The sequence below is a fragment of the Streptomyces sp. NPDC059008 genome (genome assembly GCF_042749045.1).
In the GTDB taxonomy this organism is placed as follows: Bacteria; Actinomycetota; Actinomycetes; order Streptomycetales; family Streptomycetaceae; genus Streptomyces.
In genome coordinates this window covers 71,853-93,061 of the sequence record NZ_JBHYJC010000027.1, presented here as the reverse complement: position 1 = coordinate 93,061, position 21,209 = coordinate 71,853, and the positions used below count along the sequence as shown (strand labels likewise).

17 protein-coding genes are annotated in these 21,209 nt (G+C 73.6%); 9 read left to right on the top strand and 8 right to left on the bottom strand.

Going from position 1 to position 21,209, the window contains the following annotated elements; translation table 11 throughout:
* Positions 1–39 precede the first annotated feature (39 nt).
* Positions 40–2,073 (bottom strand): acetoacetate--CoA ligase, encoded by a 2,034-nt coding sequence (locus ACFWZH_RS27170; protein WP_384436495.1) that lies wholly within the window; start codon positions 2,071–2,073, stop codon positions 40–42.
* Positions 2,074–2,404: 331 nt separating this feature from the next.
* On the opposite strand from ACFWZH_RS27170, the gene ACFWZH_RS27165 reads away from it, so the two are divergent.
* Together ACFWZH_RS27165 and ACFWZH_RS27160 are read left to right on the top strand one after the other, a co-directional pair.
* Positions 2,405–4,801, top strand: coding sequence for a glycoside hydrolase family 31 protein (locus ACFWZH_RS27165; protein ID WP_384436492.1), 2,397 nt, complete (start codon positions 2,405–2,407; stop codon positions 4,799–4,801).
* A gap of 180 nt (positions 4,802–4,981) precedes the next feature.
* The gene (locus tag ACFWZH_RS27160; RefSeq protein WP_384436490.1) at positions 4,982–5,785 is read left to right on the top strand and encodes a M15 family metallopeptidase; all 804 of its coding nucleotides are present in this window, start codon (positions 4,982–4,984) and stop codon (positions 5,783–5,785) included.
* 40 nt (positions 5,786–5,825) lie between these two features.
* Here the strand turns inward: ACFWZH_RS27160 and ACFWZH_RS27155 are convergent, their stop codons facing one another.
* Positions 5,826–6,650, bottom strand: coding sequence for an NUDIX domain-containing protein (locus ACFWZH_RS27155; protein WP_384436504.1), 825 nt, complete (start codon positions 6,648–6,650; stop codon positions 5,826–5,828).
* Between the two features lie 345 nt (positions 6,651–6,995).
* On the opposite strand from ACFWZH_RS27155, the gene ACFWZH_RS27150 reads away from it, so the two are divergent.
* The 3 genes from ACFWZH_RS27150 (at position 6,996) to glpK (ending at position 11,232) form a co-directional block, all read left to right on the top strand.
* Positions 6,996–8,723, top strand: coding sequence for an EAL domain-containing protein (locus tag ACFWZH_RS27150; RefSeq protein WP_384436487.1), 1,728 nt, complete (start codon positions 6,996–6,998; stop codon positions 8,721–8,723).
* A gap of 150 nt (positions 8,724–8,873) precedes the next feature.
* Positions 8,874–9,641: an MIP/aquaporin family protein gene (locus ACFWZH_RS27145; protein WP_384436484.1), complete on the top strand. Its 768-nt coding sequence runs from the start codon at positions 8,874–8,876 to the stop codon at positions 9,639–9,641.
* A gap of 52 nt (positions 9,642–9,693) precedes the next feature.
* Positions 9,694–11,232, top strand: a complete 1,539-nt coding sequence (gene glpK, locus ACFWZH_RS27140) for a glycerol kinase GlpK (RefSeq protein ID WP_384436481.1) — start codon at positions 9,694–9,696, stop codon at positions 11,230–11,232.
* 58 nt (positions 11,233–11,290) lie between these two features.
* Here glpK and ACFWZH_RS27135 read toward each other — a convergent pair whose 3' ends face one another.
* The 3 genes from ACFWZH_RS27135 to ACFWZH_RS27125 all read right to left on the bottom strand — a co-directional run bounded on the left by ACFWZH_RS27135 (position 11,291) and on the right by ACFWZH_RS27125 (position 13,598).
* Positions 11,291–11,902 (bottom strand): ATP/GTP-binding protein, encoded by a 612-nt coding sequence (locus ACFWZH_RS27135; protein ID WP_384436478.1) that lies wholly within the window; start codon positions 11,900–11,902, stop codon positions 11,291–11,293.
* 146 nt (positions 11,903–12,048) lie between these two features.
* Positions 12,049–12,666, bottom strand: a complete 618-nt coding sequence (locus ACFWZH_RS27130) for a TetR/AcrR family transcriptional regulator (RefSeq protein WP_384436475.1) — start codon at positions 12,664–12,666, stop codon at positions 12,049–12,051.
* A gap of 62 nt (positions 12,667–12,728) precedes the next feature.
* On the bottom strand, positions 12,729–13,598 hold the full coding sequence (locus ACFWZH_RS27125) for an alpha/beta fold hydrolase (protein WP_384436472.1): 870 nt from the start codon (positions 13,596–13,598) through the stop codon (positions 12,729–12,731).
* A gap of 140 nt (positions 13,599–13,738) precedes the next feature.
* Here ACFWZH_RS27125 and ACFWZH_RS27120 point away from each other — a divergent pair, with 140 nt between their 5' ends.
* Both ACFWZH_RS27120 and ACFWZH_RS27115 read left to right on the top strand, forming a co-directional pair.
* Positions 13,739–14,563 (top strand): PP2C family protein-serine/threonine phosphatase, encoded by an 825-nt coding sequence (locus tag ACFWZH_RS27120; protein WP_384436469.1) that lies wholly within the window; start codon positions 13,739–13,741, stop codon positions 14,561–14,563.
* 72 nt (positions 14,564–14,635) lie between these two features.
* Positions 14,636–15,640, top strand: coding sequence for an MASE1 domain-containing protein (locus ACFWZH_RS27115; RefSeq protein ID WP_384436501.1), 1,005 nt, complete (start codon positions 14,636–14,638; stop codon positions 15,638–15,640).
* An 83-nt stretch (positions 15,641–15,723) separates the two neighbouring features.
* Here ACFWZH_RS27115 and ACFWZH_RS27110 read toward each other — a convergent pair whose 3' ends face one another.
* From ACFWZH_RS27110 to ACFWZH_RS27100, 3 genes are read right to left on the bottom strand one after another with little or no spacing between them, the layout of a single operon-like run.
* Entirely contained in the window at positions 15,724–16,137 is a 414-nt protein-coding gene (locus ACFWZH_RS27110; protein ID WP_384436467.1) for a DUF742 domain-containing protein, read from the bottom strand.
* A gap of 19 nt (positions 16,138–16,156) precedes the next feature.
* Complete coding sequence (locus ACFWZH_RS27105) at positions 16,157–16,597, bottom strand: roadblock/LC7 domain-containing protein (RefSeq protein WP_384436464.1); 441 nt, start codon at positions 16,595–16,597, stop codon at positions 16,157–16,159.
* Positions 16,594–19,410 carry a nitrate- and nitrite sensing domain-containing protein gene (locus ACFWZH_RS27100; RefSeq protein WP_384436461.1) on the bottom strand — a complete coding sequence of 939 codons (2,817 nt, stop codon included), beginning with the start codon at positions 19,408–19,410 and terminating at the stop codon, positions 16,594–16,596. Before ACFWZH_RS27100 ends, ACFWZH_RS27105 begins: the two co-directional genes overlap by 4 nt.
* 373 nt (positions 19,411–19,783) lie before the next feature.
* On the opposite strand from ACFWZH_RS27100, the gene ACFWZH_RS27095 reads away from it, so the two are divergent.
* Together ACFWZH_RS27095 and ACFWZH_RS27090 are read left to right on the top strand one after the other, a co-directional pair.
* The gene (locus ACFWZH_RS27095) at positions 19,784–20,167 is read left to right on the top strand and encodes a hypothetical protein (protein WP_384436458.1); all 384 of its coding nucleotides are present in this window, start codon (positions 19,784–19,786) and stop codon (positions 20,165–20,167) included.
* Positions 20,168–20,365: 198 nt separating this feature from the next.
* Positions 20,366–21,172, top strand: a complete 807-nt coding sequence (locus ACFWZH_RS27090) for an IclR family transcriptional regulator (RefSeq protein ID WP_384436455.1) — start codon at positions 20,366–20,368, stop codon at positions 21,170–21,172.
* Positions 21,173–21,209 lie beyond the last annotated feature (37 nt).

Sequence of the window (21,209 nt, the reverse complement as noted above, 5' to 3'; positions counted from 1 at the left end):
CAGGTGGCCGGTCGGTCCGGCGCCGGCCGGGCCCGCTGCCTACGTCGTGGGGCTTTCGGCCGCGCGGTCGCGGGCCACCCGCTCGTAGAAGCTCAGGAGTGCGATGTCGTCGACGGAGCCGGGGTTGACGGCCTTGTCGAGGGGCGTGCCCTGGAGGAGGCGCTTGACGGGCACCTCGATGCGCTTGCCGGTGAGGGTGTGGGGCACGCCGGGGGCCTCGATGATGTCGTCGGGGACGTGCCGCGGCGAGAGCTGTTCGCGCAGGGTGCGCTTGATGCGGTCGCGCAGGTCGTCGTCGAGGGTGGCCCCGGGGGCGAGGTGGACGAAGAGCGGCATCCAGTAGCCGCCGTCGGGGAGTTCCAGGCCGATGACGAGGGATTCGCGGATCTCGGGGAGGCGTTCGACGACTTCGTAGATGTCGGCGGAGCCCATCCGGACGCCCTGGCGGTTGAGGGTGGAGTCGGAGCGGCCGTGGATGACGACGCTGCCGCGGGAGGTGACGGTGATCCAGTCGCCGTGCCGCCAGACACCGGGGTACATGTCGAAGTAGCTGTCGTGGTAGCGGGCGCCGTCGGGGTCGTTCCAGAAGCGGGTGGGCATGGACGGCATGGGGTTGGTGACGACGAGTTCGCCGACCTCGTCGATGACGGGCTTGCCCTGGGGGTCCCAGGCCTGCAGGTCGGTGCCGAGGCAGGGGGCCTGGAGTTCACCGATGTGGACGGGGAGGGTGGGGACGGCGCCGGCGAAGCAGCTGCAGACGTCGGTGCCGCCGCTGACGGAGGCCATCCACAGGTCGGCGCCGCTCTCCGCGAAGGAGTCGTGCAGCCAGCGGAAGCCGTCCGGCGGGAGCGGGGAGCCGGTGGTGGCCACGCAGGTGATGGCGGAGAGGTCGAGGTCGCGGGCGGGGTGGATGCCGGCCTTGCGGCAGGCCATGACGTAGGCGGCGGAGGTGCCGAAGAGGGTGGCGCGGGTGGTTTCGGCGACCCGCCACTGGGCGGTGATGTCGGGGTGCCCGGGGCTGCCGTCGTAGAGCACGATCGTGGAGCCCACCAGCAGGCCGGCGACGAGGAAGTTCCACATCATCCAGCCGGTGGAGGTGTACCAGAAGAACCGGTCGCCCGGCCCGAGGTCGCAGTGCAGCCCGGTCTGCTTGAGGTGTTCGAGCAGGATGCCGCCCTGGGACTGGACGATGGCCTTGGGCAGTCCGGTGGTGCCGGAGGAGTACAGGACCCACAGCGGGTGGTCGAACGGGACCTGTTCGAAGACCGGTTCGGTGTCCTGCGAGGTCAGGTCCGACCAGTTCACGGCGCCTTCGGGAGCGGGGGTGCCGAGCAGCGGGATGTGGACGACGGCGCGCAGGGTGGGGAGTTCGGCGCGGAGTTCGCCGACGGTGCCGCGGCGGTCGTGCTCCTTGCCGCCGTAGCGGTAGCCGTCGACGGTGAACAGGACGACCGGTTCGATCTGCTGGAAGCGGTCCAGGACGCTGCGGGCGCCGAAATCGGGGGCGCAGGAGGTCCAGACGGCGCCGACGGCGGCGGTGGCCAGGAGGGCGACGACGGCCTGCGGGATGTTGGGGACATAGCCGCTGACCCGGTCTCCGGGGCGGACGCCGAGGCGGCGGAGCGCGGCGGCCAGCGACCCGACCTGGGCGCGCAGCTCCGCCCAGGTGACGGGGGTGGGCTCGTGGGTCTCGTCGACGTACAACAGCGCGGGGTCGTCGGCGCGGGCCGGGTCCTCGCCGGCGCGCAGGGCGTGCTCGGCGTAGTTGAGGGTGGCGCCGGGGAACCAGCGGGCTCCGGGCATCGCGCGGTCGGCGAGGACGGTGTCGTAGGGGGTGGCGAAGCGGACGTCGAACCATTCGGCGGTGGCCTGCCAGAAGGCGGGCAGTTCGTCGACGGACCACCGGTGCAGGGCGGCGTAGCTCGCGGCGGGGTCGCCGGGGGTGGCGGCGGGCGCGCCGTGCCGCTCGGCGGCCCAGGTGTGGAAGCGGGTGACCTGCGCGCCGGCGATACGGTCCGGGCCGGGCTGCCAGAGGGGTTCCGGCCGGTGGTCGGACTGCGGTGCGGTGGTCATGATGCGGCTCCCGGTCGGTACGCGTGGTGTGCGTCGTATGCGTCGGGCGCGCACCGCGGCGGGGGTCCCCCGGCCCGACGTGTGCGCGTGACACGGCTTGCCTGGACGATGCCATGTGATCGACTTGTGCACCAGGGTGGGCTCCCCATCTTCGGGGTGTGGCGGATGTGACGTTGCCATGTGGTGCGGGCCGGGCCGGGAAGGGGGCGGTCGGGATTCGGCCACCAGGTGGCGGTCCTCAGGCCTCAAGGTGGCCGAGCGTGACCTCGTGCAGGTGAACGGCAGTTGAACGGTGCCCGGATGCCCGGACGTCAATGGCAGGCTGACCGGCATGGACGGGCGTGATCTGGTGCGGTCGGTACGGGTGGTCAGGGCGGTCGGGCCGGCGCAGGGGCTGCGGTCCGTGCGCTCGGCGTGGCGGGCGCGGAGGGCGGATGCGAGGGCGCTGCCACGTGGCGGCGGGGAGCGGGCGCGGGTACCGGGGACGGCGTGTGGCGCGGAGCCGCTACCGGGCGGCGGGGTGATCCGCTTCGCGCGGTCGTCGCTGCGGGTGCGGGTGGCGTCGGGCGGTGCCGTCTTCTGCGGCTGGGACGGTGCCGAGCCGGAGCCGTCCTACGCGCTGGCCGGGGCGTGTCCCGAGGTGGACGCCCGGGCGGTGCTGGAGCCCGATACGGAGGGCGGCTGGCGGGTGGTCTCCGAGCGGGTGCTGGTGGCGGTGTCCCGGCACGGCGCGGTGGAGGTGCGCACACCGGGCGGGGCGGTGCTGCGGCGGGAGCTGCCGCCGCGCTGGTGGGACCGTACGGACGCGGAGGGCGTGTCCGGGGCGGGCGGGCGGCCGGAGGCGTGCGGCGCGTCGCGGTGGATACAGCGCTCGGAGGTGGCGGCCGACGCCCGGTTCTTCGGGCTGGGCGGCCGGGCTCACGGGCCGCGGCTGCGGGACGGCGTGTACCGGCTGTGGAACACCGATCCGGGCGGTGCGTTCAAACCGGGCGACGATCCGCTGTCGGTGACGATGCCGGTGCAGCTGGTGGTGGCGGACGCGGGTACGCATCTGGTCTTCCACGACAACTCCTGGGACGGCCGGGTACTGCTCCGGGAGGGCGCGGAGGGCGCGGGCTCCGGGCACGACCGTCCGGGCAGTTGCGAGCTGCGGATGGACGGCGGGCCGCTGCGCTACTGGGTGCTGGCCGGCACCCCGGCCAGGGTGCTGCAGGTCTGGACGGCGCTGACCGGGGCGCCCGCGCTGCCGCCCCAGTGGGCGCTGGGCCACCAGCACGCCCGTTGGGGGTTCGGCGGCCAGGACGAGGTGCGCCGGGTGGTGGCCGGCTATCAGGAGCGGGAACTGCCGCTGTCCGCCGTCCATTTGGACATCGACCATTTCGACCGGCACCGGGTGTTCACCGTCGATCGCGCACGCTATCCGGATCTGCCGGGTCTGGCCCGGGAGTTGCGGGGGCAGGGCGTGCACCTGGTGTCGATCGTGGATCCGGCGGTGAAGGCGCAGCCGGGTGACGCGGTGTACGAGGGCGGCGCGGCGTCCGATGCCTTCGTACGGGACGCGCGGGGGCGGGAGGTGCGCGGGGTGGTGTGGCCCGGCGAGTCGGTGTACCCGGACTTCACCGACGCGCGGGTGCGCAAGTGGTGGGGTGCGCAGTACGCGGAGCGGCTGACCCAGGGCTTCGCCGGCTTCTGGCACGACATGAACGAGCCGGTCTCCTTTGCGGCCTTCGGGGAGCAGACGCTGCCGCGCTCGGCCCGGCATGCGCTGGAGGGGCGCGGCGGCGACCACCGCGAGGCGCACAACGTCTACGGTCTGGCGATGGCGCAGGCCGGCTTCGAGGGGCTGTGCGAACTGCGCCCGGCCGAGCGGCCGTTCCTCTTCTCCCGTTCCGGCTGGGCGGGGATGCAGCGCTATGGGGGCACCTGGTCGGGGGATGTGGCGACGGGCTGGCCGGGGCTGCGGGCCTCGTTGTCGCTGGTGCTGGGGCTGGGGTTGTGCGGGGTGCCGTACAGCGGCCCCGATGTCGGCGGGTTCTCCGAGGTGCCCTCCCGGGAACTGTATCTGCGCTGGTTCCAACTGGGCGCGTATCTGCCGCTGTTTCGTACGCACTCGGCGATCTGGGCGGGCCGCCGGGAGCCGTGGGAGTTCGGGCTGGAGGTGCTGGAGCACGCCCGCACGGCGCTGCGCGAGCGGCAGCGGCTGCTGCCGTACTTCGAGACGCTGGGCCAGTTGGCGCGGCTGACGGGGGCGCCGTACGTCCGCCCGGTGTGGTGGAGCGCGCCGCGGGACCGGGCGCTGCGGGACTGTGAGGACGCCTTTCTGCTGGGGGACGCGCTGCTGGTGGCGCCGGTGCTGGCGGCGGGTGTGACCCGGCGGCCGGTGCGGCTGCCGCGCGGGCGGTGGTACGACACCGCGACCGGGCAGGCCCACGACGGCCCCGGGCAGGTGTGGGTGGACGCGCCGCTGTCGCGGATTCCGGTGCTGGCGCGGGCCGGTGCGGTGCTGCCGGTGACGGGCGAGGACGGCGGGACGGAGCTGGAGGTGTGGGCACCGGCGGCCGGGCGCGGCGGCAGTGGTCTGGTGGTGCCGGATGCCGGGGACGGCTGGCAGCGGCCGACGGTGGAGCGTTTCGCCTCGCGGTGGGAGGGCGACCGGGTGGTCGTGGAGCGGCGGGACGGCGGTGCGGTGGGGTATCCGGTGCGGGTGCGGGGGCTGGTGGGTACGTAGGGCGGTTGCGTTGGCGCTCTCCCCCGGCGCCGTTGCGTCCGGTGGCGCTCTTCCCCGGCGCGGTCGCGTCCGGTGGCGCTCTTCCCCGGCGCGGTCGCGTCCGGTGGGGCTCTTGCCCGGCGCGGTTGCGTCCGGTGGGGCTCTTCCCCCGCACGCGCCGCGCCTGGTAGACGAGGGGCCATGCCGAGACTCGCTGCCGCGCTGCGCGGCCTGGCCGTTGCCGCCGCCGCCCTGATGACCGTCGCCACGCTGCCGTCGGGTGCGGCGGCGGGGCCCGCCCACCGGGCGGCGCCCCCGTCCGCGCTGCCCAAGGGGTTCGTCGCGCTGCGCGAGGTGGACCCCACGATCATCCAGGAGATGCGCTACGTCACCCCGCACAACTTCGTGGGCGTCCCGGTGGACGGCTACCGCCGGCCGACGTGCCTGCTGACCCGGGACGCCGCGCGGGCGCTGCACCGCGCGCAGCTCTCCTTCCTCAAGCGGGGGCTCTCGCTGAAGGTGTACGACTGCTACCGGCCGCAGCGCGCCGTGGACCACTTCGTCCGGTGGGCCAAGGACTTGGGTGACCAGCGGATGAAGGCGGAGTTCTATCCGCGGGTGGACAAGACCAGGCTGTTCGACGACGGCTATATCGCGGCCAAGTCGGGTCACAGCAGGGGAAGCACGCTGGATGTGACGCTGGTGCGGCTGCCGGCCGTGCCCACCCGGCCGTATGTGCCGGGCGAGCCGCTGACGCCCTGTTACGGGCCGAGGGCCGGGCGCTTCCCGGACAACTCGCTCGACATGGGGACCGGCTTCGACTGCTTCGACACGCTCGCGCACACCCTCGACCCGCGCGTCCGCGGGCGCCAGCTGGCCCATCGCCTGCTGCTCAAGAAGGGGCTGGAGCGGGCCGGGTTCGTGAACCTGCCGGAGGAGTGGTGGCACTACACCTTCAAGCCGGAGCCCTTTCCTGACACCTACTTCGACTTCCCCGTGCAGTGACGGCCTGCCCGTCCGGTGACCTCGCCGGCGCCGCCGGGGGTCATCGCGCGCTCTCCTCGGGGCGCAGCAGCGCCGGGTGCAGCAGTCGGGCGTCGCCCGCCCGGTAGAGGCGGGCGCGCGGTCCGCCGCGGGCTCCGCCGCGCGACGCGGTCGCCCCGGTGGCTTCGACGAAGCCGGGGACGGAGAGCACCTTGCGGTGGAAGTTCCCGGCGTGCAGCGGGCTGCCCCAGATGGACTCGTAGACGCCGCGGAGTTCGACGATGGTGAACTCGGTGCCGAGGAAGGCCGTGGCCAGCGGGGTGTACTCGATCTTGGCACGGGCCCGGTCGAGGCCGTCCGCGACGATGCGGGCGTGGTCGAAGGCGAGCGGGAGCGGTGCCTCGGCGACTCCCGGGCCGGGTGTCCGGTCGGCCGGGGTCCGGGGCGCGGAATCACCCCCGTCGATCCCGCGCCCCGGACCCTGATGTGGGGGACGCGGCCGGGCCGCGTCCGGTTCGCCGAGCGCCAGTGCGCCGACCGGGACCCAGGCGGCGGCCGTGGCGTCGCCGCCGCCGCGTGCCTCGGGGAGGTCGGGTGCGAAGGCGAGGTAGGCGACGGTGACCACGGGCATCCGTGGGTCCCGGCCGGGGTCGCCGTACGAGCCGAGCTGTTCGAGGTGGACGCGCCGCAGCTGGGTGGCGTCCAGCCCGGTCTCCTCGGCCAGTTCGCGGGCGGCGGCCTCGTCGAGCGACTCCCGGCCGGCGCGGACGAAGCCGCCCGGCAGGGCCCAGGCGCCCCGGAAGGGCGGGCCGCCGCGCTCCACGAGCAGGACGTGCAGGGCGCCCGCGCGCAGGGTCAGCGCGACGATGTCGACGGTCACGGCGATGGCCGGGAAGTCTCGCGGGTCGTAGGCCGCGAGGAAGGCGCGCTCGCCGTCGTCGGCGCCGCCGCTCCTGCCGCCCTGCGGGTCCGTTTCCACGGCCGCGCCCCCCTCGTGACTTATTCTCACTCTGAGTCTTTCTCGGAACGAGTACAACTTAGCAGCGGGCGTGCGCGGCGTCCATGTCGACCGGGAACTGATGGGCCGTCAGGGCCGCTGGACTCGACGTGCGCGGCGTCCTCGAACGTCCTGTGTGCATCGCGCGGCAGCCGCCCGCACGCTCCGGAAGGATGCGTGAACAGTGCGTTAATCACACGCCGTTGGGAGTGGGGGCGGGGCATGCTGCTCCTCGTGCCTGCCTGGACGGACCAGCTTCGATTCGCCTTCCAGCCCGTCGTGAACCTCTCGACCGGTTCGGTCGCCGCGCTGGAGATACTCGCCCGCCCCGAGCCCGGCGAGCTCGACGTTCTGGCCACCGCACGGCGCTGTCCCGATCTGGACGCCGAACTCGCGGCGCTCGCCGTACGGACGGCGGCACACCAGGAGACGCTGCTGCCGCTGCACGTCAACGTCTTCGCGACGACCGTCGCCGAGCTGCCCCGGCTGACGGCGCTGGGCAAGGCCGTGCACGACATCGGCCGGCGCCCGTGGGAGATCACCCTCGACCTCGTCGGACCGTTCACCCATGTCCCGCGCGCCGCACTGCTGGAGTCGGTGGCGGTGCTGCGCGACGAGGGCTACCGGATCTGTGCGGACGGGGTCGGGGACGGCGATCTGCCGCTGCGGCTGCTCGGCGAACTGGCACCGGACCTGGTCAAGCTCGACGCGTCGCTGTGCGCGCGGCTGGACACCGATCGGGGGCGGCAGGCCGCGGTGGCCGCGATGCGGCAGCTGTGCGAGCGGATCGGCGGGCTGCTGGCCATCGAGGGGGTGGAGAGCGAACGGCAGTACGCGGCGGTGCGGGACGCCGGGGTGCAACTGGCGCAGGGCCACTTGTTCGCGCCGCCCGCACGGCGGCCGGCCACCGAGGTCTACCTGCCGCCGCCGGCCGCGCGGGCGGTGAGCGGGCCGGCGGTGCCCTACCGCCCGCCGTCCGGGCCGCCGGTCGCGCAGTTCCTGCAGCCCGCCGCGCTGCTGCCGATGTCCGCGTCGGCGGGCGCGGTGCGCAGCCATCTCACCGGCTTCCCCGAGGTGTCGGGGGTGCTGCTGGTGGACACCGACGGGGTGCCGGTCCGGGCGATCGACCGGGACCGGTTCCTGCTGTCGCTGTCCGGGCGCTACGGGCATGCGCTGTACGCCGACCGGCCGGCGCTGCGGCTCGCGGACCGGCCGCGGACGGTCGGGGCGGACGCCACCGCCTGGCAGGTGCTCGACGTGATCGCCGAGGGCGACCGCGACCGTACGGGGGACGATGTGGCGGTGGTGGACGAGCGCGGCCGGTGCATGGGAGTGGTGCACCTCGCCGACATCGTGCGGGCGCTGGCCGAGAGCCGGGTGGAGGAGGCGGCCCGGCTCAACCCGCTGACCCGGCTGCCCGGTTCGGACGAGGTCAACGGGGAGGTGGACCGGCGGATCGCCGAGGGCCGGGCCTTCGCGCTGAGCTGGCTGGATGTGGACGGTTTCAAGCAGGTCAACGACGGCGCCGGGTTCGCGGCCGGCGACGAGCTGATCCGTGCGGTGGGGCGGACGCTGGCCGGGGTCGCGGCGGGCGAGACGGCCAGCCGGGTCGGTCACATCGGCGGCGACGACTTCCTGGTGCTGACCGAGCCGGACGGTCTGGAGCCGTTCGCCGCGGCGCTGCTGGACGTGGCCTGGTCGGCGGGCGGGCGGCCGGTCACGCTGTCGCTGGCGACCGCGGTGTGCCCGCCCGGCAGCGTCGGCGGGCACCATGCGGCCGCGGCCGCGCTGGCACCGCTGAAGAAGGCGGCGAAGGCGCTGCCGGGGGCGAGCTGGGTGCTGGGCCGGCCGGGCTCGCAGCGTACCGAGGTCCGGCGCGGGTCGCCGGTCCGGGTGCCCGGTCCGGCCGGGCCCGCATGCCCCGCCGCGCCCGGCCAGAGCGGGGTCCGCGCCCCCGGCTGAGGCCGTACGCGAGCCGCCCGAAGAGCCGTTGACATCTCAACATCCTTTGTTGTGTGCGACCTTGACGGCCCATCACCTCGGGTGAACACTTCCGGACGCACCCTACGGAGGACCGGGGGCCGTCCCCGGGGCGAGAGCCAAGGAGCCGCCATGTATTCCAACGGGGACATCTTCGCCGGTGAAGTGATCGGCACCGCGATGCTGATTCTCTTCGGCGCCGGCGTGTGCGCCGCCGTCACCCTGCACCACTCCAAGGCCAGGGCCGCCGGCTGGGTCGTGATCGCGTTCGGCTGGGGCATGGGCGTACTGGCCGGGGCGTACACCGCGGCGCCGCTGTCCGGCGGGCACCTCAACCCCGCGGTGACGGTCGGTTCGGCGGTCGCGGGCGGCACCGAGTGGTCCAAGGTGCCGCTGTACGTCCTGGCCCAGATGCTCGGCGCGGGGATCGGTGCCGTACTGGCCTGGGCGCTGTACTACGCGCAGTTCGCCGCCAACGCCGAGCAGGACAAGGCCCAGCCGACGCTGGGGGTCTTCGCCACCGCCCCGGAGGTCCGCAAGCCGGTCGCCAACCTCGTCACCGAGGTCATCGCCACCATCGGCCTGGTGCTGCCGCTGCTGTTCTTCGGCCAGAACAAGGGCATCGGCATCGGCCAGGTGCCCGGCGCGCAGGCGGGGGTCTACGGCTCGGGGATCAATGTGCTGCTGGTCGCGCTGCTGGTGGTCGGCATCGGGCTGTCGCTCGGCGGGCCCACCGGCTATGCCATCAACCCGGCCCGCGACCTCGCCCCGCGCCTGGTGCACGCTCTGCTGCCGATCCCCAACAAGGGCTCCTCGGACTGGAGTTACGCCTGGATCCCGGTGGCCGGGCCGCTGATCGGCGCGGTGCTGGCCGGTCTGGTCCACAACTGCGTGTTCTGACCCGGAAGGCCCCGCACCCACTTCGAGGCAGGACGTCAGGAGGCGTGACGGTATGACCGAGCGAACCGGGAAGACCGAGAAGTACGTGGCCGCGATCGACCAGGGCACCACGTCGAGCCGCTGCATCATCTTCGACCACGGCGGGGCCATCGTCGCCGTCGACCAGCGCGAGCACCGGCAGATCTTCCCCAAGCCCGGCTGGGTGGAGCACGACGCGACCGAGATCTGGGCGAAGGTGCAGGCCGTGGTGGCGGGCGCGCTCGCCAAGGCGGGGCTGCGCGCCGACCAGCTCAGCGCGCTGGGCATCACCAACCAGCGGGAGACCACGGTCCTTTGGGACCGGGCCACCGGCAGACCGGTGCACCATGCGATCGTGTGGCAGGACACCCGTACCTCCCAGCTGTGCGCGCGACTCGGCGGCCGGGACGGCCAGGACCGCTTCCGGGACGCCACCGGTCTGCCGCTGGCCAGCTACTTCTCCGGGCCGAAGGCGGCCTGGCTGCTGGACGAGGTGCCGGGGCTGCGGGCGCGCGCCGAACGCGGCGAGATCGCGTTCGGCACCATCGACTCCTGGCTGATCTGGAATCTGACCGGCGGCACCGACGGCGGGGTGCACGTCACGGACGTGACCAACGCGGGCCGCACGATGCTGATGAACCTGGGCACCCTGCAGTGGGACCCGGCGATCCTGTCGGCGATGAACGTGCCGGCCGCGATGCTGCCGGAGATCCGATCGTCGGCGGAGGTGTACGGCACGGCGGTGGGACAGCTGCACGGGGTGCCGGTGGCGTCCGCGCTGGGCGACCAGCAGGCCGCGGTGTTCGGCCAGACCTGCTACGGCGTCGGCGAGGCCAAGAACACCTACGGCACCGGCTCGTTCCTGCTGCTCAACACCGGTAACCGCCCCGTTCCGTCCAAGAACGGGCTGCTGACGACCATGGGCTACCAGCTCGGCGGCGAGGCGCCGGTCTACTGCCTGGAGGGCTCCATCGCCATCACGGGCGCGCTGGTGCAGTGGTTCCGCGACCAGCTCGGGATCATCGCTTCGGCCGAGGAGATCGAGCCGCTGGCGGCGAGCGTCCCGGACAACGGCGGGGCGTATGTGGTGCCGGCGTTCTCCGGCCTGTTCGCGCCGTACTGGCGTTCCGACGCCCGCGGCGTGATCACCGGCCTGACCGGGTTCGTCACCAAGGCGCACCTGGCCCGCGCCGTACTGGAGGCGACCAGCTGGCAGACCCGCGAGGTCGTGGACGCCATGTTCCAGGACTCCGGCGTGCGGATCACCCGGCTCAAGGTCGACGGCGGGATGACCGCCAACAACCTGCTGATGCAGCATCAGGCGGACGTGCTCGGCGTGCCCGTGATCCGCCCGGTGATCTCGGAGACGACCTGTCTGGGCGCGGCGTACGCGGCCGGGCTGGCGACCGGCGTCTGGCAGGACCTCGACGAGTTGCGCAGCCACTGGAAGCGCGACCGGCAGTGGGAGCCGCGGATGGACGACCGGACCCGCGAGGGCGAGTTCGCCAACTGGCGCAAGGCCGTGGAGCGGAGCTTCGGCTGGCTGCCCGAGGACGGTCCGGCGGCGTCGTAGCGCAGGCGTGCGGCCCGCGCCCCGGACGGCGGGGGGCGGGCCGTACTTCGGCGCGCGGTCAGGGGAGCGCGGGCTCCCGCCGCCGGGCGTCCGCGCGCAGCGCGTGCCGGACGACGGAGATCAGCACGTCCCGGACGGACTCCCGGCGGCGGGCGTCGCACAGCATCACCGGCACCTCGGGGTTGAGGTCCAGGGCTTCGCGTACCGCCTCCGGCGGATACTGGTCGGCGCCGTCGAAGCAGTTGACGGCGACCGTGAACGGCAGGCCGCGCCGCTCGAAGTAGTCGATGGCGGAGAAGCTGTCCGCGAGCCGGCGGGTGTCGGCGAGCACCACCGCGCCGAGCGCGCCGAGCGCCAGCTCGTCCCACAGGAACCAGAAGCGGTCCTGGCCGGGAGTGCCGAAGAGGTAGAGGACCAGCTCGTCGTTGAGGGTGATCCGTCCGAAGTCCATCGCGACGGTGGTGGTGGTCTTGGCCTCCACCCCGTCGAGGTCGTCCACCGGGCGGCCGGCCTCGGTCAACCGCTCCTCCGTGCGCAGCGGTTTGATCTCGCTGACGGCGCCGACCAGGGTGGTCTTGCCGACCCCGAAGCCGCCCGCGACCAGGATCTTGAGCGTCAGGGGATCGACGGGGGCGGTCCGTCGGCGATGGTCGGAACGCCCGAAGACCATGGGATTCTTCTCCTGAACTGCCGGGAGTGCGGGCGGAGCTCACCTGCTCCCGCGCGTCGGCGCACAGGGCAGCGGCTGCAAGGGAACGGTACAACGTACGTCGCGCGGCGCCCACTTGAGATGCATCACGCTTGGGCCACAGCCGGTCAGGGCCTGCGGGCCCCGAGCGCCTCGGGCCGGTCGAGCAGTCCCAGCAGGCTCACGAAGCTGGCTTCGATGAAGGCGCAGAGCTCGTCGCGGGCGGCGTCGTCCGACTCCGGCCAGGTGGTGACCGCCTCCTCGGCGAACGCCATCCAGGCGCGGGAGGCCAGTTCCAGACGCGGGGCGTCGGGCATGCCGAGCCGCCGCTGCCCGTCGCGCAGCCGGCGGGCGATCGTCTCGCGGGTCTCGCCGATGATGTCGGCCACCGCGGGGTGGCTGCCCGCGGCGCCCCGTACCAGCGCGAGGTACGTCCGCCGGTGCTCCAGGACGTAGGCCACGAAGCCGGCGATGAACGCCCGCATCCAGGCGACCGGCTCCAGCGAGCCGTCCGGTTCGGTCGCGGCGGTGAAGCGGTCGCATTCGGCGCGGACCACGGCGCGGTAGAAGTCGCGCTTGGAGTCGAAGTAGTGGAAGAGCAGTCCGCGCGAGATACCGGCCCGTCGGGCGACTTCGTCGGTGGACAGCTCGTCCAGGGAGCGGTCGGCGAGCATCTCCAGCCCGATGCCGACCAGCTGCGCGCGGCGCTGGTCGGGGGTGAGTCGGGTGGTTCGCTTGCCGGGCATGCCCGCAGTTTACGGCGGTGGGCCGGGCGCCCTCGCGCTGTCCCCGGCCCGCCGCCGCGGCGTCAGGCGTACTGCCGGAGGTGGTCGAGGATCGCGGGGGTGACGAGGTCGGGGACCTCTTCGGGCAGCCAGTGGCTGGCGCCCTCCAGTGCCTCGAAGCGGTAGGGGCCGTCCACCCACTCCCCCGTCGACTCGGCCGCGCCGCGGCCCAGCGCCATGTCCTCGCTGCCCCACAGGAAGAGGGTGGGGACGGTGATCCGGCCCGCGGGCACCGAGATGACGGACTCGGGGGCGCGGTACCAGTTCAGGGTGGCGGTCAGCGCGCCCGGTGCCGACAGCCGGCGGATGTTGCCCTCGACGAGCGCGTCGGGGACCTTGCCGCCGTACGCGGCGCGCAGCCGGGCGGCGTCGTCGGCGAGCAGGGCGGTCTCCGCCGCACCGTCGTCGCGGCGGAAGAAGCGGACGTAGTCGAGGCGGTGGTGCTGGGTGGGGTCCTCGGCGGCGGCGCGGTTGAGCGCGTCCGGGTGCGGGGTGGCCAGCACGGTCAGGGACTTCAGCCGCTCGGGGTGGGCGCCGGCCAGCGCCCAGGCGACCATGCCGCCCCAGTCGTGGGAGACGAGGTGGAAGCGGCCGGCGCCCTGGGAGCCGGCGAAGGCGAGGGCATCGGCGACGAGTTCGGGGACGGCGTAGTCGGCGATCCGGGCGGGGCGGGCCCGCGGGGAGTAGCCGCGCTGGTCGACGGCGAGGGCGCGGTAGCCGGCCGCGCCGAGGGCGGGGAGCACCGCGCTCCAGGAGTCGGCGAACTCCGGCCAGCCGTGCAGCAGCAGGACGAGCTCCCCGTCGGCGGGGCCCGAGGCCAGGGCGTCGTAGGTGTGCGGGCCGACCTGGATCTCCAGGCGCTCGACGGGGGCCGGAGCGGCGTCCGTGGGCATGGCGGCGGTTCTCCTCCTGTTGACAGTTGCTCAATAGAGCGTACTCCCGATGTTGAGCAGTGCTCAACGAGCCGGAGGTAATGTGAGAGTTCAGCAGCGATTCGTCCCCACGGGATCGGCCATGCGGAGCGGGGTGCTGAATGAACGGTCACCGCACCACCTCCGGCCCGCCGTCCGAGGAGCTGCTGCGCCTCCTCGGCCAGCTCACCGGCCGGGTCATGGAGCGGATCAAACTGCAGCAGGCACGGGTGGCCCTGGCCGTGGAACTGCAGCGGCACATGCTTCCGCCGGAGCTGCCGGGCCTGCCCGGACTGCAGACCGCGGCCCGCTACGTACCGGCGCAGACGGGGCTGGACATCGGCGGCGACTGGTACGACGCGTTCCTGCTGCCGGACGGCGCGCTCGGCTTCGCCATCGGCGACGTCCAGGGCCACGACGTGGAGGCCGCCGCCTTCATGGGGCAGGTGCGCACCGGCCTGCGCGCCGTGGCGGGTGCCACCACCGACCCCGGCGACGTCCTGGACCGGGCCAACAACCTGCTGCTGTCGATGAGCTCCGACCTCCTGGCGACGTGCACCTTCCTGCGCTTCGCCCCGGACAGCGGCGAACTGGCCGGTGCCCGCGCCGGCCATGTCCCCGCGGTGTGGGCCACCGCCGCCGGCGCGGAGGTACTGATGGACCCGGGCGGACTGCCCCTGGGGGTCTTCCCCGACCAGCGCTACCCGGTCACCCACCGCCGGCTGACCGAGGTGGGGGCGTTCGTGCTGATCACCGACGGGGTGGTGGAGGGCCCGTCCTACCCGATCGAGAGGGGGCTGGCGCGGGTGGTGGACCTGGTGGGCGAGGGCTACGCCGAGGACGCCGAGGACCTGGCGGCCGCGGTGATCGCGGTGGCCGATCTGACGGGGCACACCGACGATGCCGCCGTTCTCGTGCTCCGCCACAACGGCGGCCCCTACGCCTAGGCGCGCCCGCGGCGACGAGCGGAGGCTGGTGTGGTGCACGACGAGCGGCGCGGACGGCACGACGGCACCGCCGTGCGGCTCCGCACCGCCGTGTGGCGGCAACGGGTCACCGTCGCGCAGATCCTGGCGACCGCCGGAATCTATTACGGCAGCGCCCAGCTCGGCCTCCTGCAGGAGCTCGTCCGCGGCCAGGTCACCCCGCTGTGGCCGCCCACCGGCATCGCCCTGACGGCGCTGCTGCTGCTCGGCCTGCGGATGTGGCCGGGGATCGCCCTCGGCGCGTTCCTGGTCAACGTCTCGCTGGGGCCGTCGCTGCTGGTGGTCCTCGCGATCGTCGCGGGCAACACGATCGGCCCGGTGCTCTCCTACCGGTTGCTGCGCCGGGTGGGGTTCCACACGGAGCTGGACCGGCTGCGCGACGCCCTGGCGCTGGTGGTGCTGGGCGCGCTGACCGGGATGCTGGTGAGTTCGACGGTCGGCAGCGGCGTCCTGGCGCTCTCCGGGGCGCTGCCGGCGTCGGGCTTCTGGCCCACCTGGGCGGTGTGGTGGACCGGTGACGCGATGGGGGTGCTGGTGATCACGCCGGTGCTGCTGCTCCTGAGCACCGCCCGGTGGCCGCTCGCCAGGCGCGTCCCCCTCTTGCGGTGGGCGGAGGCGGTGCTGCTGGTCGGCTGTACGTTCACCGTCACCGTGCTCGCCGTGAGCAGCTCGATGAATCTGCTCTTCCTGGTCTCGCCGTGCCTGATCTGGGCCGCGTTCCGGTTCGAACGGGCTGGGGCGGCGCCCTGTGCGCTGCTGGTCTCGACGGTCGCGATCGTGGCGGCCGTCCAGGGCTCGGGACCGTTCGCGCCGCACGACCTGTTCACCAACATGGTCACCCTGCAGGCCTTCAACGGGATCACCGCGCTCACCGCGCTGCTGCTCGCCGCGGTGATCACCGAGCGGCGCACCACCCAGCGGCAGATCATGCAGGTCGTCGTCCAACTCTCGGAGGCGGTCAGCCAGCTGGACTCCGAGCCGTCCGCCGAGCAGTGGCCGCCGCCGCGCCGGAGGAAGCCCGGCGACGACGGCGGGTAGGGGGTGGACGGGGGCCCCGGGGGCTGCCTCCCCGAGGGGCGTCCAGGCCCGCGCGGACCGGACAGGCGCCCCGGGGCCCGCGGTCACAGGGCCCGCAGGCCGTCGATCACCTCGCGCAGCACCTTCTCGTCGGGCAGCTCGGCGGGCGGCACCGGGCGGCTGACACGGACCAGGTCCGCGTCCAGCAGGTCGCCGATCAGGACCCGTACGACGCCGACCGGCAGGTCGAGTTCGGCCGCCAGCTCGGCGACCGACAGCGGCGTCTCCCGGCACAGCTCGACGATCTCGACCTGCTCCGGCGACAGCGTCTGGTCGTCGATCGTGCGCTCCGCCCGGCTCTCGGCGATCACCTGCGCGATCAGGTCGAGGCGCCCCTCGGCATCCGTGCGGGTGCGCCCGCGCGTCATGGCGTACGGCCGGACGACGGGCCCCGCCTCGTCGTCGAACCAGCGGACCGCCTCCCGGTCCCGCGCCGCCCGGCCGTCCTGATCGCTCATGGCGTCACCGTCGTCGTGCTCAGGTGGGCAGGCCGGACCTGGGCGCGGTGCCCAGGTGCGCGCCCACCCGCTTGACCAGCAGGGTCATCTCGTAGGCGATCAGTCCGACGTCGGAGTCCGCGTCGGCGAGCACGGCCAGGCAGCTGCCGTCGCCGGCCGCGCTGACGAACAGGAACGCGTCGTCCAGCTCGACCATGGTCTGGCGGACCTGCCCGACGTCGAAGTGCCGGCCGACGCCCTTGGCCAGGCTGTGGAAGCCGGAGGCGACCGCGGCCAGATGCTCGCCGTCCTCGCGGGTCAGGTCCTTCGAGGCTCCGGTGGCCAGCCCGTCGCTGGAGAGCACGAGGGCCTTGCGGATGGAGCCGACCCGATCCACCAGCTCGTCCAGGAGCCAGTTCAGCTCACCGGACCCCTCCGCCGAGAACGATGCGCTGGAAGCTGCTGCCTTCGGTGCGGTCATGGACCGTCCCCTCCCGATGTGGTTCCTGGTGCTGCGGTGCCCGTGTCCTCGCCGCGGTGTGCGGTCCGGTCAGGGGCATCCGGGTCTGTGGTGTCCGCGGCCGGCGGGTTCTGCGCCGCCGCGTCCTGGTCCGGTGGTGCCGCGCCGGGGCGCGGTTCCTCGCCGTGCTCCCGGCGGGCGCGCTGCCAGCCCCGCTGGAGCGAGGCCATCCGGGCCCGCACCGCCGCGGCGTCCCGGTCGTCCTCGGGCGGTGCCCCGGCCGGCTCCGCCGCGGCCGGACCGGACGCCTCGGCCCTGAGCTGCGGTGCGAGGCTGGCCTGCCGGACCCGGCGGGGCAGCCCCCTGGGCGTGATCGCCGTGGGCGGGCTCGGGGGCGGGCCCGGGTCGCCGGCGTCCTCGCCGGAGGGGCGCTCGCCGGACGGCTCGCCGTCGGACGGCTCGTCCGCGCCGTCGCGGCCGTCGACCGTCCTGCCGTGGTCCGAGACCAGCACCGGAGGCCGGGGGCGGCGGGGCAGCGGGGCCAGTGCGCCGCCGGGCGCCTGGTCGCGGGTCTGCTGGTGCTGCTCGCCGTCGGGGACCGGCGGCACCGGAGCGATGCTGCGCGGCCCGGGGCCCGTGGTGCGGCGGCCGGCGTCGCGGTCGCGGTCCCCACCGGTGGTCCGGCCGGCGTCGCGGTCGCGGTCCCGACCCCGGAAGAGGTTCTCCTCGTCCTCGTGGGGCCCCAGCCCGTCCAGGGCGAGCGGGGCCTCCAGTTCGACCGGACCGTCGAGGATGGCGGGCGTGTGCCGCTCCCGCTCCGGAAGCGGCAGCGGCGCGTGCGAGAGCGCGGCCAACTTGCCCGCGGCGTGCTCCAGTTCGTTGCCCGGCGGGCCGGACAGCGCGTCGGGGACCGGCCCGTCGACCTCCCTGACGCCGTCGGGGGTCTCGGTGAGGATCTCGCCCGGGATGAAGACCACGGCGGTGGTGCCGCCGTACGGCGAGGGCTGCAGTGAGACCCGTACCTGCTGGCGCTGGGCGAGCCGGCTGACCACGAACAGGCCGAGGCGGTCGGTGTCGGACAGCTCGAACTCAGGGGTCTCGGCGAGCCGGAGATTGGCTTCCAGCAGCAGGTCCGGGGCCATGCCCAGGCCTCGGTCGTGGATCTCCAGGGTGTAGCCGTTGGCCACCCGCTCGCCCAGCACCTGTACGGCGGTGTGCGGTGGCGAGAAGACGGTGGCGTTCTCCAGGAGTTCGGCTATCAGGTGCGTGAGGTCGGAGACCGCCGGGCCGTCCACCGCGAGCCGCGGCAGCCGGCGGACCTCGATCCGCTCGTAGTCCTCGACCTCGGCGACCGCCGCGCGCACCACGTCCATCAGCTGGATCGGTTTGCGCCACTGCCGCGACGGGGCCGCGCCGGAGAGGATGACCAGGCCCTCCGCGTGCCGCCGCATACGGGTGGTGAGGTGGTCGAGCCGGAAGAGATCGGCGAGTTCGTCGGTGTCCTCGGTGCGCCGCTCCATGGCGTCCAGCAGCGTCAGCTGGCGGTGCAGCAGGACCTGGCTGCGGCGGGCGAGGTTGACGAACACCTCGGAGACCCCGCGGCGCATGTCCGCCTGTTTGACGGCGGCCTCGATGGCGGCCCGCTGGAGGGTGTTGAGCGCCTGGCCGACCTGGCCGGTCTCGTCCGGGCCGAATTCGAGCCGGGGCGCCTCGGTCTCCACGTCGACCTGCTCCCCGGCCGCCAGCCGGCGCATCACGCTCGGCAGCCGTACGCCGGAGACCTCGTGGGCGGTCTTGCGCAGCCGGGTCAGGTCCCGGACGTGGCGACGGCCGATGCGGAAGGAGACGATGACCGAGACCAGCAGCGCGATGAAGCCGAGGACGCCGGCGACGGCGGCCTTGAGCAGGATGTGCGAGGCGACCGGGGCGACCCGCTGCTGGTAGCGGTCGCCGGCGTCCTTGCCCATCCGTTCGAGGTCGTCGAGCACCTTGTCCGCCGCGGTGTGCCAGCGCTCGGCGTTGATCACCTGCGGTCCGGTCCGGGCGCCCGCGGCGATCACCCGGTCCTCGTAGGAGGCCAGTTCGCCGGCGTTGGCGGAGCGCCAGTAGTCCTCGTAGAGGCCGCGGTCCTTGGCCGGCAGGGCGGGGAGGTTGGTGTCGTACAGGACCCGGCGTTCGGCCACCCGGTCGGACAGCGAGCGCAGATCGCGCCTGCTCATGCTGCCGGAGGCGAGCACCGCGGACATCAGGGCGTCCTCGCGGGAGACGGCCTCCCGGGCACGGGTGATGTTGACCAGCGCACGGCCCTGCTTGTCCATCTCCACGTTCTCCAGGGCGTGGAGCGCGGCGAGGAAGTCGTAGCCGGGGTCGACCAGGGAGTTGTAGCTCTCCATGGCCTCGTCGCGGGTGACGGTGTTGTCCTCGACCTGGGCGCGCAGCGAGCCGAGGCCGGACAGGCCCTTGAGGACGCCGTCCATCCGGTCGCCGGCGTCGCCGGTCAGATCCTCGCGCACGTCACGGGCGTCGGCGTCGGCGCGCAGCCGGGTGATGGCCTCGTCGGTGGCCCGGGTCTGCGCGTGGAGTTCGCCCTGCGCGTCGGCGCCGCGCCGGTCGGCCAGGTAGAGCAGGCTCTGCCGGCGCTCGCGTTGGAGGGCCTGGACGACGTCCTCGACCGGATAGCCCAGGCTCTGTACGACGTTGCCGACGTCCAGCAGCTGGTTGGCCTCACGTCCGGTGATATAGGTCATGAACGCCCACATGGACGTCAGGGACACCAGCGGTACGAGCAGCAACGCCACGATCTTCCGGCGGACCGACTTCCCGCGAAAGCGCATGGCCTCCCCCACGTCAACCCCGGCGCACGGGGGCGGTGTTCCGTCAACAAACGGCGCGAGCCTACTACTGTCGAGGGACGGAGCCGAAGGCCTCTTGTGAGGTCACGGAGGTCCCCGCGGCAGGATCGTCCTACGTTGTCCGCTGATTCCCGGACAACCCGCCCGTATTCCTTGGGCTGGACGTCTCGGCCGTATTCAGCCGCAGGTCGGGACACTTGGCCGGTTTTTCTCTACCCCGGGTAACCCGTCGCCGCTTCGGTGCGTGACCATGGACGTGGACGGTGTGCGGCACCCAGGGAATGCACCCGGCGAAACCCGGGCAGCCACCGAGGAGCCGGACACACGGGGAGAGTGCGGGGAGTGTGACGCGTTCATGGACACCGGCAGGCAGCCGTTGTGGCAGGAGGAACCGGCGGCCCGGCCCAGGATGGCGGATCCGGTGCGCACGGCCGCGGTGCGCGCCGTCATCATCGTGGCGATCACGCTGATTCAAGCCATGGTGGCGTTCCTGTGCACCCTGGCGGGTTCCTGGTTCGCCTTCCCCGCGGTGCTCAGTACGGTCGCCAGCACCGTGGTCGCCACCTGGGGCGTACTCGACGTCTGGGTGACCCGCCAGGTCTGGGTGCAGCGCAACGGGGTGCAGTCCCAGCCGAGCAGCACGGCCCGGGAGTTGCGCCGTGAGCGGCGCCGGGCGCGCCGGCAGGAGCGGCGCGCCTCGCGGGAGGGCTCGTCAGGGGTGGACCGCGCGGCCGCGTGAACGACCGGGCGGCGGCCCGGGGCGGCACAGGGGAACCTTCTGGCCCCCTCGCGCCGGTCGGTATCATGTGTTCTGAATAACGCATCGGATAGCGCGATGCGCAACAGAATCCACGTCGGGGGCGGGCCGTCAAGGGCTTCCCGGCAGAGGCCCTCAGACGTACCCGTCGGGGGCGACGGGGTGGTGACGCAAAGACCCATGGCGAACACGAGCGATACGGCGGACGACCGGCCCGAGGAGCGGCGCGGCGCGGCGGGGTCCGTGCAGTCCGTGGACCGCGCGGTGAGCGTGCTGGAGATCCTGGCCAGGCTGGGCGAGGCCGGAGTGACGGAGATTTCCGAGGAGCTGGGCGTCCACAAGTCGACCGCGTTCCGGATCCTCGGGGTGCTGGAGAGCCGGGGCCTGGTGGCGCAGGAGAAGGAGCGCGGCAAGTACTACCTCGGCGCCGGGGTGCTGCGGCTGGCCGGCGCCGCGGCGATCCGGCTGGACATCTCCCAGGAGGGCCAGCCGGTGTGCCGGGCGCTCGCCGACGACACCGGGGAGACCGCCAACATCGCGGTACTGGACGGCGATGCGGCGGTCAACATCATGCAGGCCAGGGGCGCCGCCGCGGTCACCGCCTACAACTGGCTCGGCCGGCGCACCCCGCTGCACGCCACCGCCAGCGGCAAGGTGCTGCTGGCCCATCTGCCGGCGCAGCGGCGGGAGAGCCTGGCGACCCGGAAGCTGGCGCGGTTCACCGAGCACACCCTGACCACGGCCGCCGGTCTGCGCGAGCAGCTGACCGCCGCGCTGGCGGACGGATTCGCCTGCACCAGCGAGGAGTTGGAGATCGGGCTGAACGCGGTGGCGGCGCCGGTGCGGGCGCACGACGGCGCGGTGATCGGGGCCATCGGCGTCTCGGGGCCGGCGTACCGGATGGAGCGTCAGCTGCTCCCCGAGCTCGCGGAGCGCGCCGCGAAGGCCGCGGCCGAGCTCTCCCGCCGTATGGGGTACGCGGGTTGAGGGACCGCGGGACGGCGTCCGGGGCGCTCCAGGGCCC

Excerpts from the sequence above, each read along its gene's own strand:
- ACFWZH_RS27170 (WP_384436495.1), bottom strand. The coding sequence starts at position 2,073 with ATGACCACCGCACCGCAGTCCGACCACCGGCCGGAACCCCTCTGGCAG.
- ACFWZH_RS27165 (WP_384436492.1), top strand. The coding sequence starts at position 2,405 with ATGGACGGGCGTGATCTGGTGCGGTCGGTACGGGTGGTCAGGGCGGTC.
- ACFWZH_RS27160 (WP_384436490.1), top strand. The coding sequence starts at position 4,982 with ATGCCGAGACTCGCTGCCGCGCTGCGCGGCCTGGCCGTTGCCGCCGCC.
- ACFWZH_RS27145 (WP_384436484.1), top strand. The coding sequence starts at position 8,874 with ATGTATTCCAACGGGGACATCTTCGCCGGTGAAGTGATCGGCACCGCG.
- glpK (WP_384436481.1), top strand. The coding sequence starts at position 9,694 with ATGACCGAGCGAACCGGGAAGACCGAGAAGTACGTGGCCGCGATCGAC.
- ACFWZH_RS27135 (WP_384436478.1), bottom strand. The coding sequence starts at position 11,902 with ATGGTCTTCGGGCGTTCCGACCATCGCCGACGGACCGCCCCCGTCGAT.
- ACFWZH_RS27130 (WP_384436475.1), bottom strand. The coding sequence starts at position 12,666 with ATGCCCGGCAAGCGAACCACCCGACTCACCCCCGACCAGCGCCGCGCG.
- ACFWZH_RS27125 (WP_384436472.1), bottom strand. The coding sequence starts at position 13,598 with ATGCCCACGGACGCCGCTCCGGCCCCCGTCGAGCGCCTGGAGATCCAG.
- ACFWZH_RS27120 (WP_384436469.1), top strand. The coding sequence starts at position 13,739 with ATGAACGGTCACCGCACCACCTCCGGCCCGCCGTCCGAGGAGCTGCTG.
- ACFWZH_RS27110 (WP_384436467.1), bottom strand. The coding sequence starts at position 16,137 with ATGAGCGATCAGGACGGCCGGGCGGCGCGGGACCGGGAGGCGGTCCGC.
- ACFWZH_RS27105 (WP_384436464.1), bottom strand. The coding sequence starts at position 16,597 with ATGACCGCACCGAAGGCAGCAGCTTCCAGCGCATCGTTCTCGGCGGAG.
- ACFWZH_RS27100 (WP_384436461.1), bottom strand. The coding sequence starts at position 19,410 with ATGCGCTTTCGCGGGAAGTCGGTCCGCCGGAAGATCGTGGCGTTGCTG.
- ACFWZH_RS27095 (WP_384436458.1), top strand. The coding sequence starts at position 19,784 with ATGGACACCGGCAGGCAGCCGTTGTGGCAGGAGGAACCGGCGGCCCGG.
- ACFWZH_RS27090 (WP_384436455.1), top strand. The coding sequence starts at position 20,366 with ATGGCGAACACGAGCGATACGGCGGACGACCGGCCCGAGGAGCGGCGC.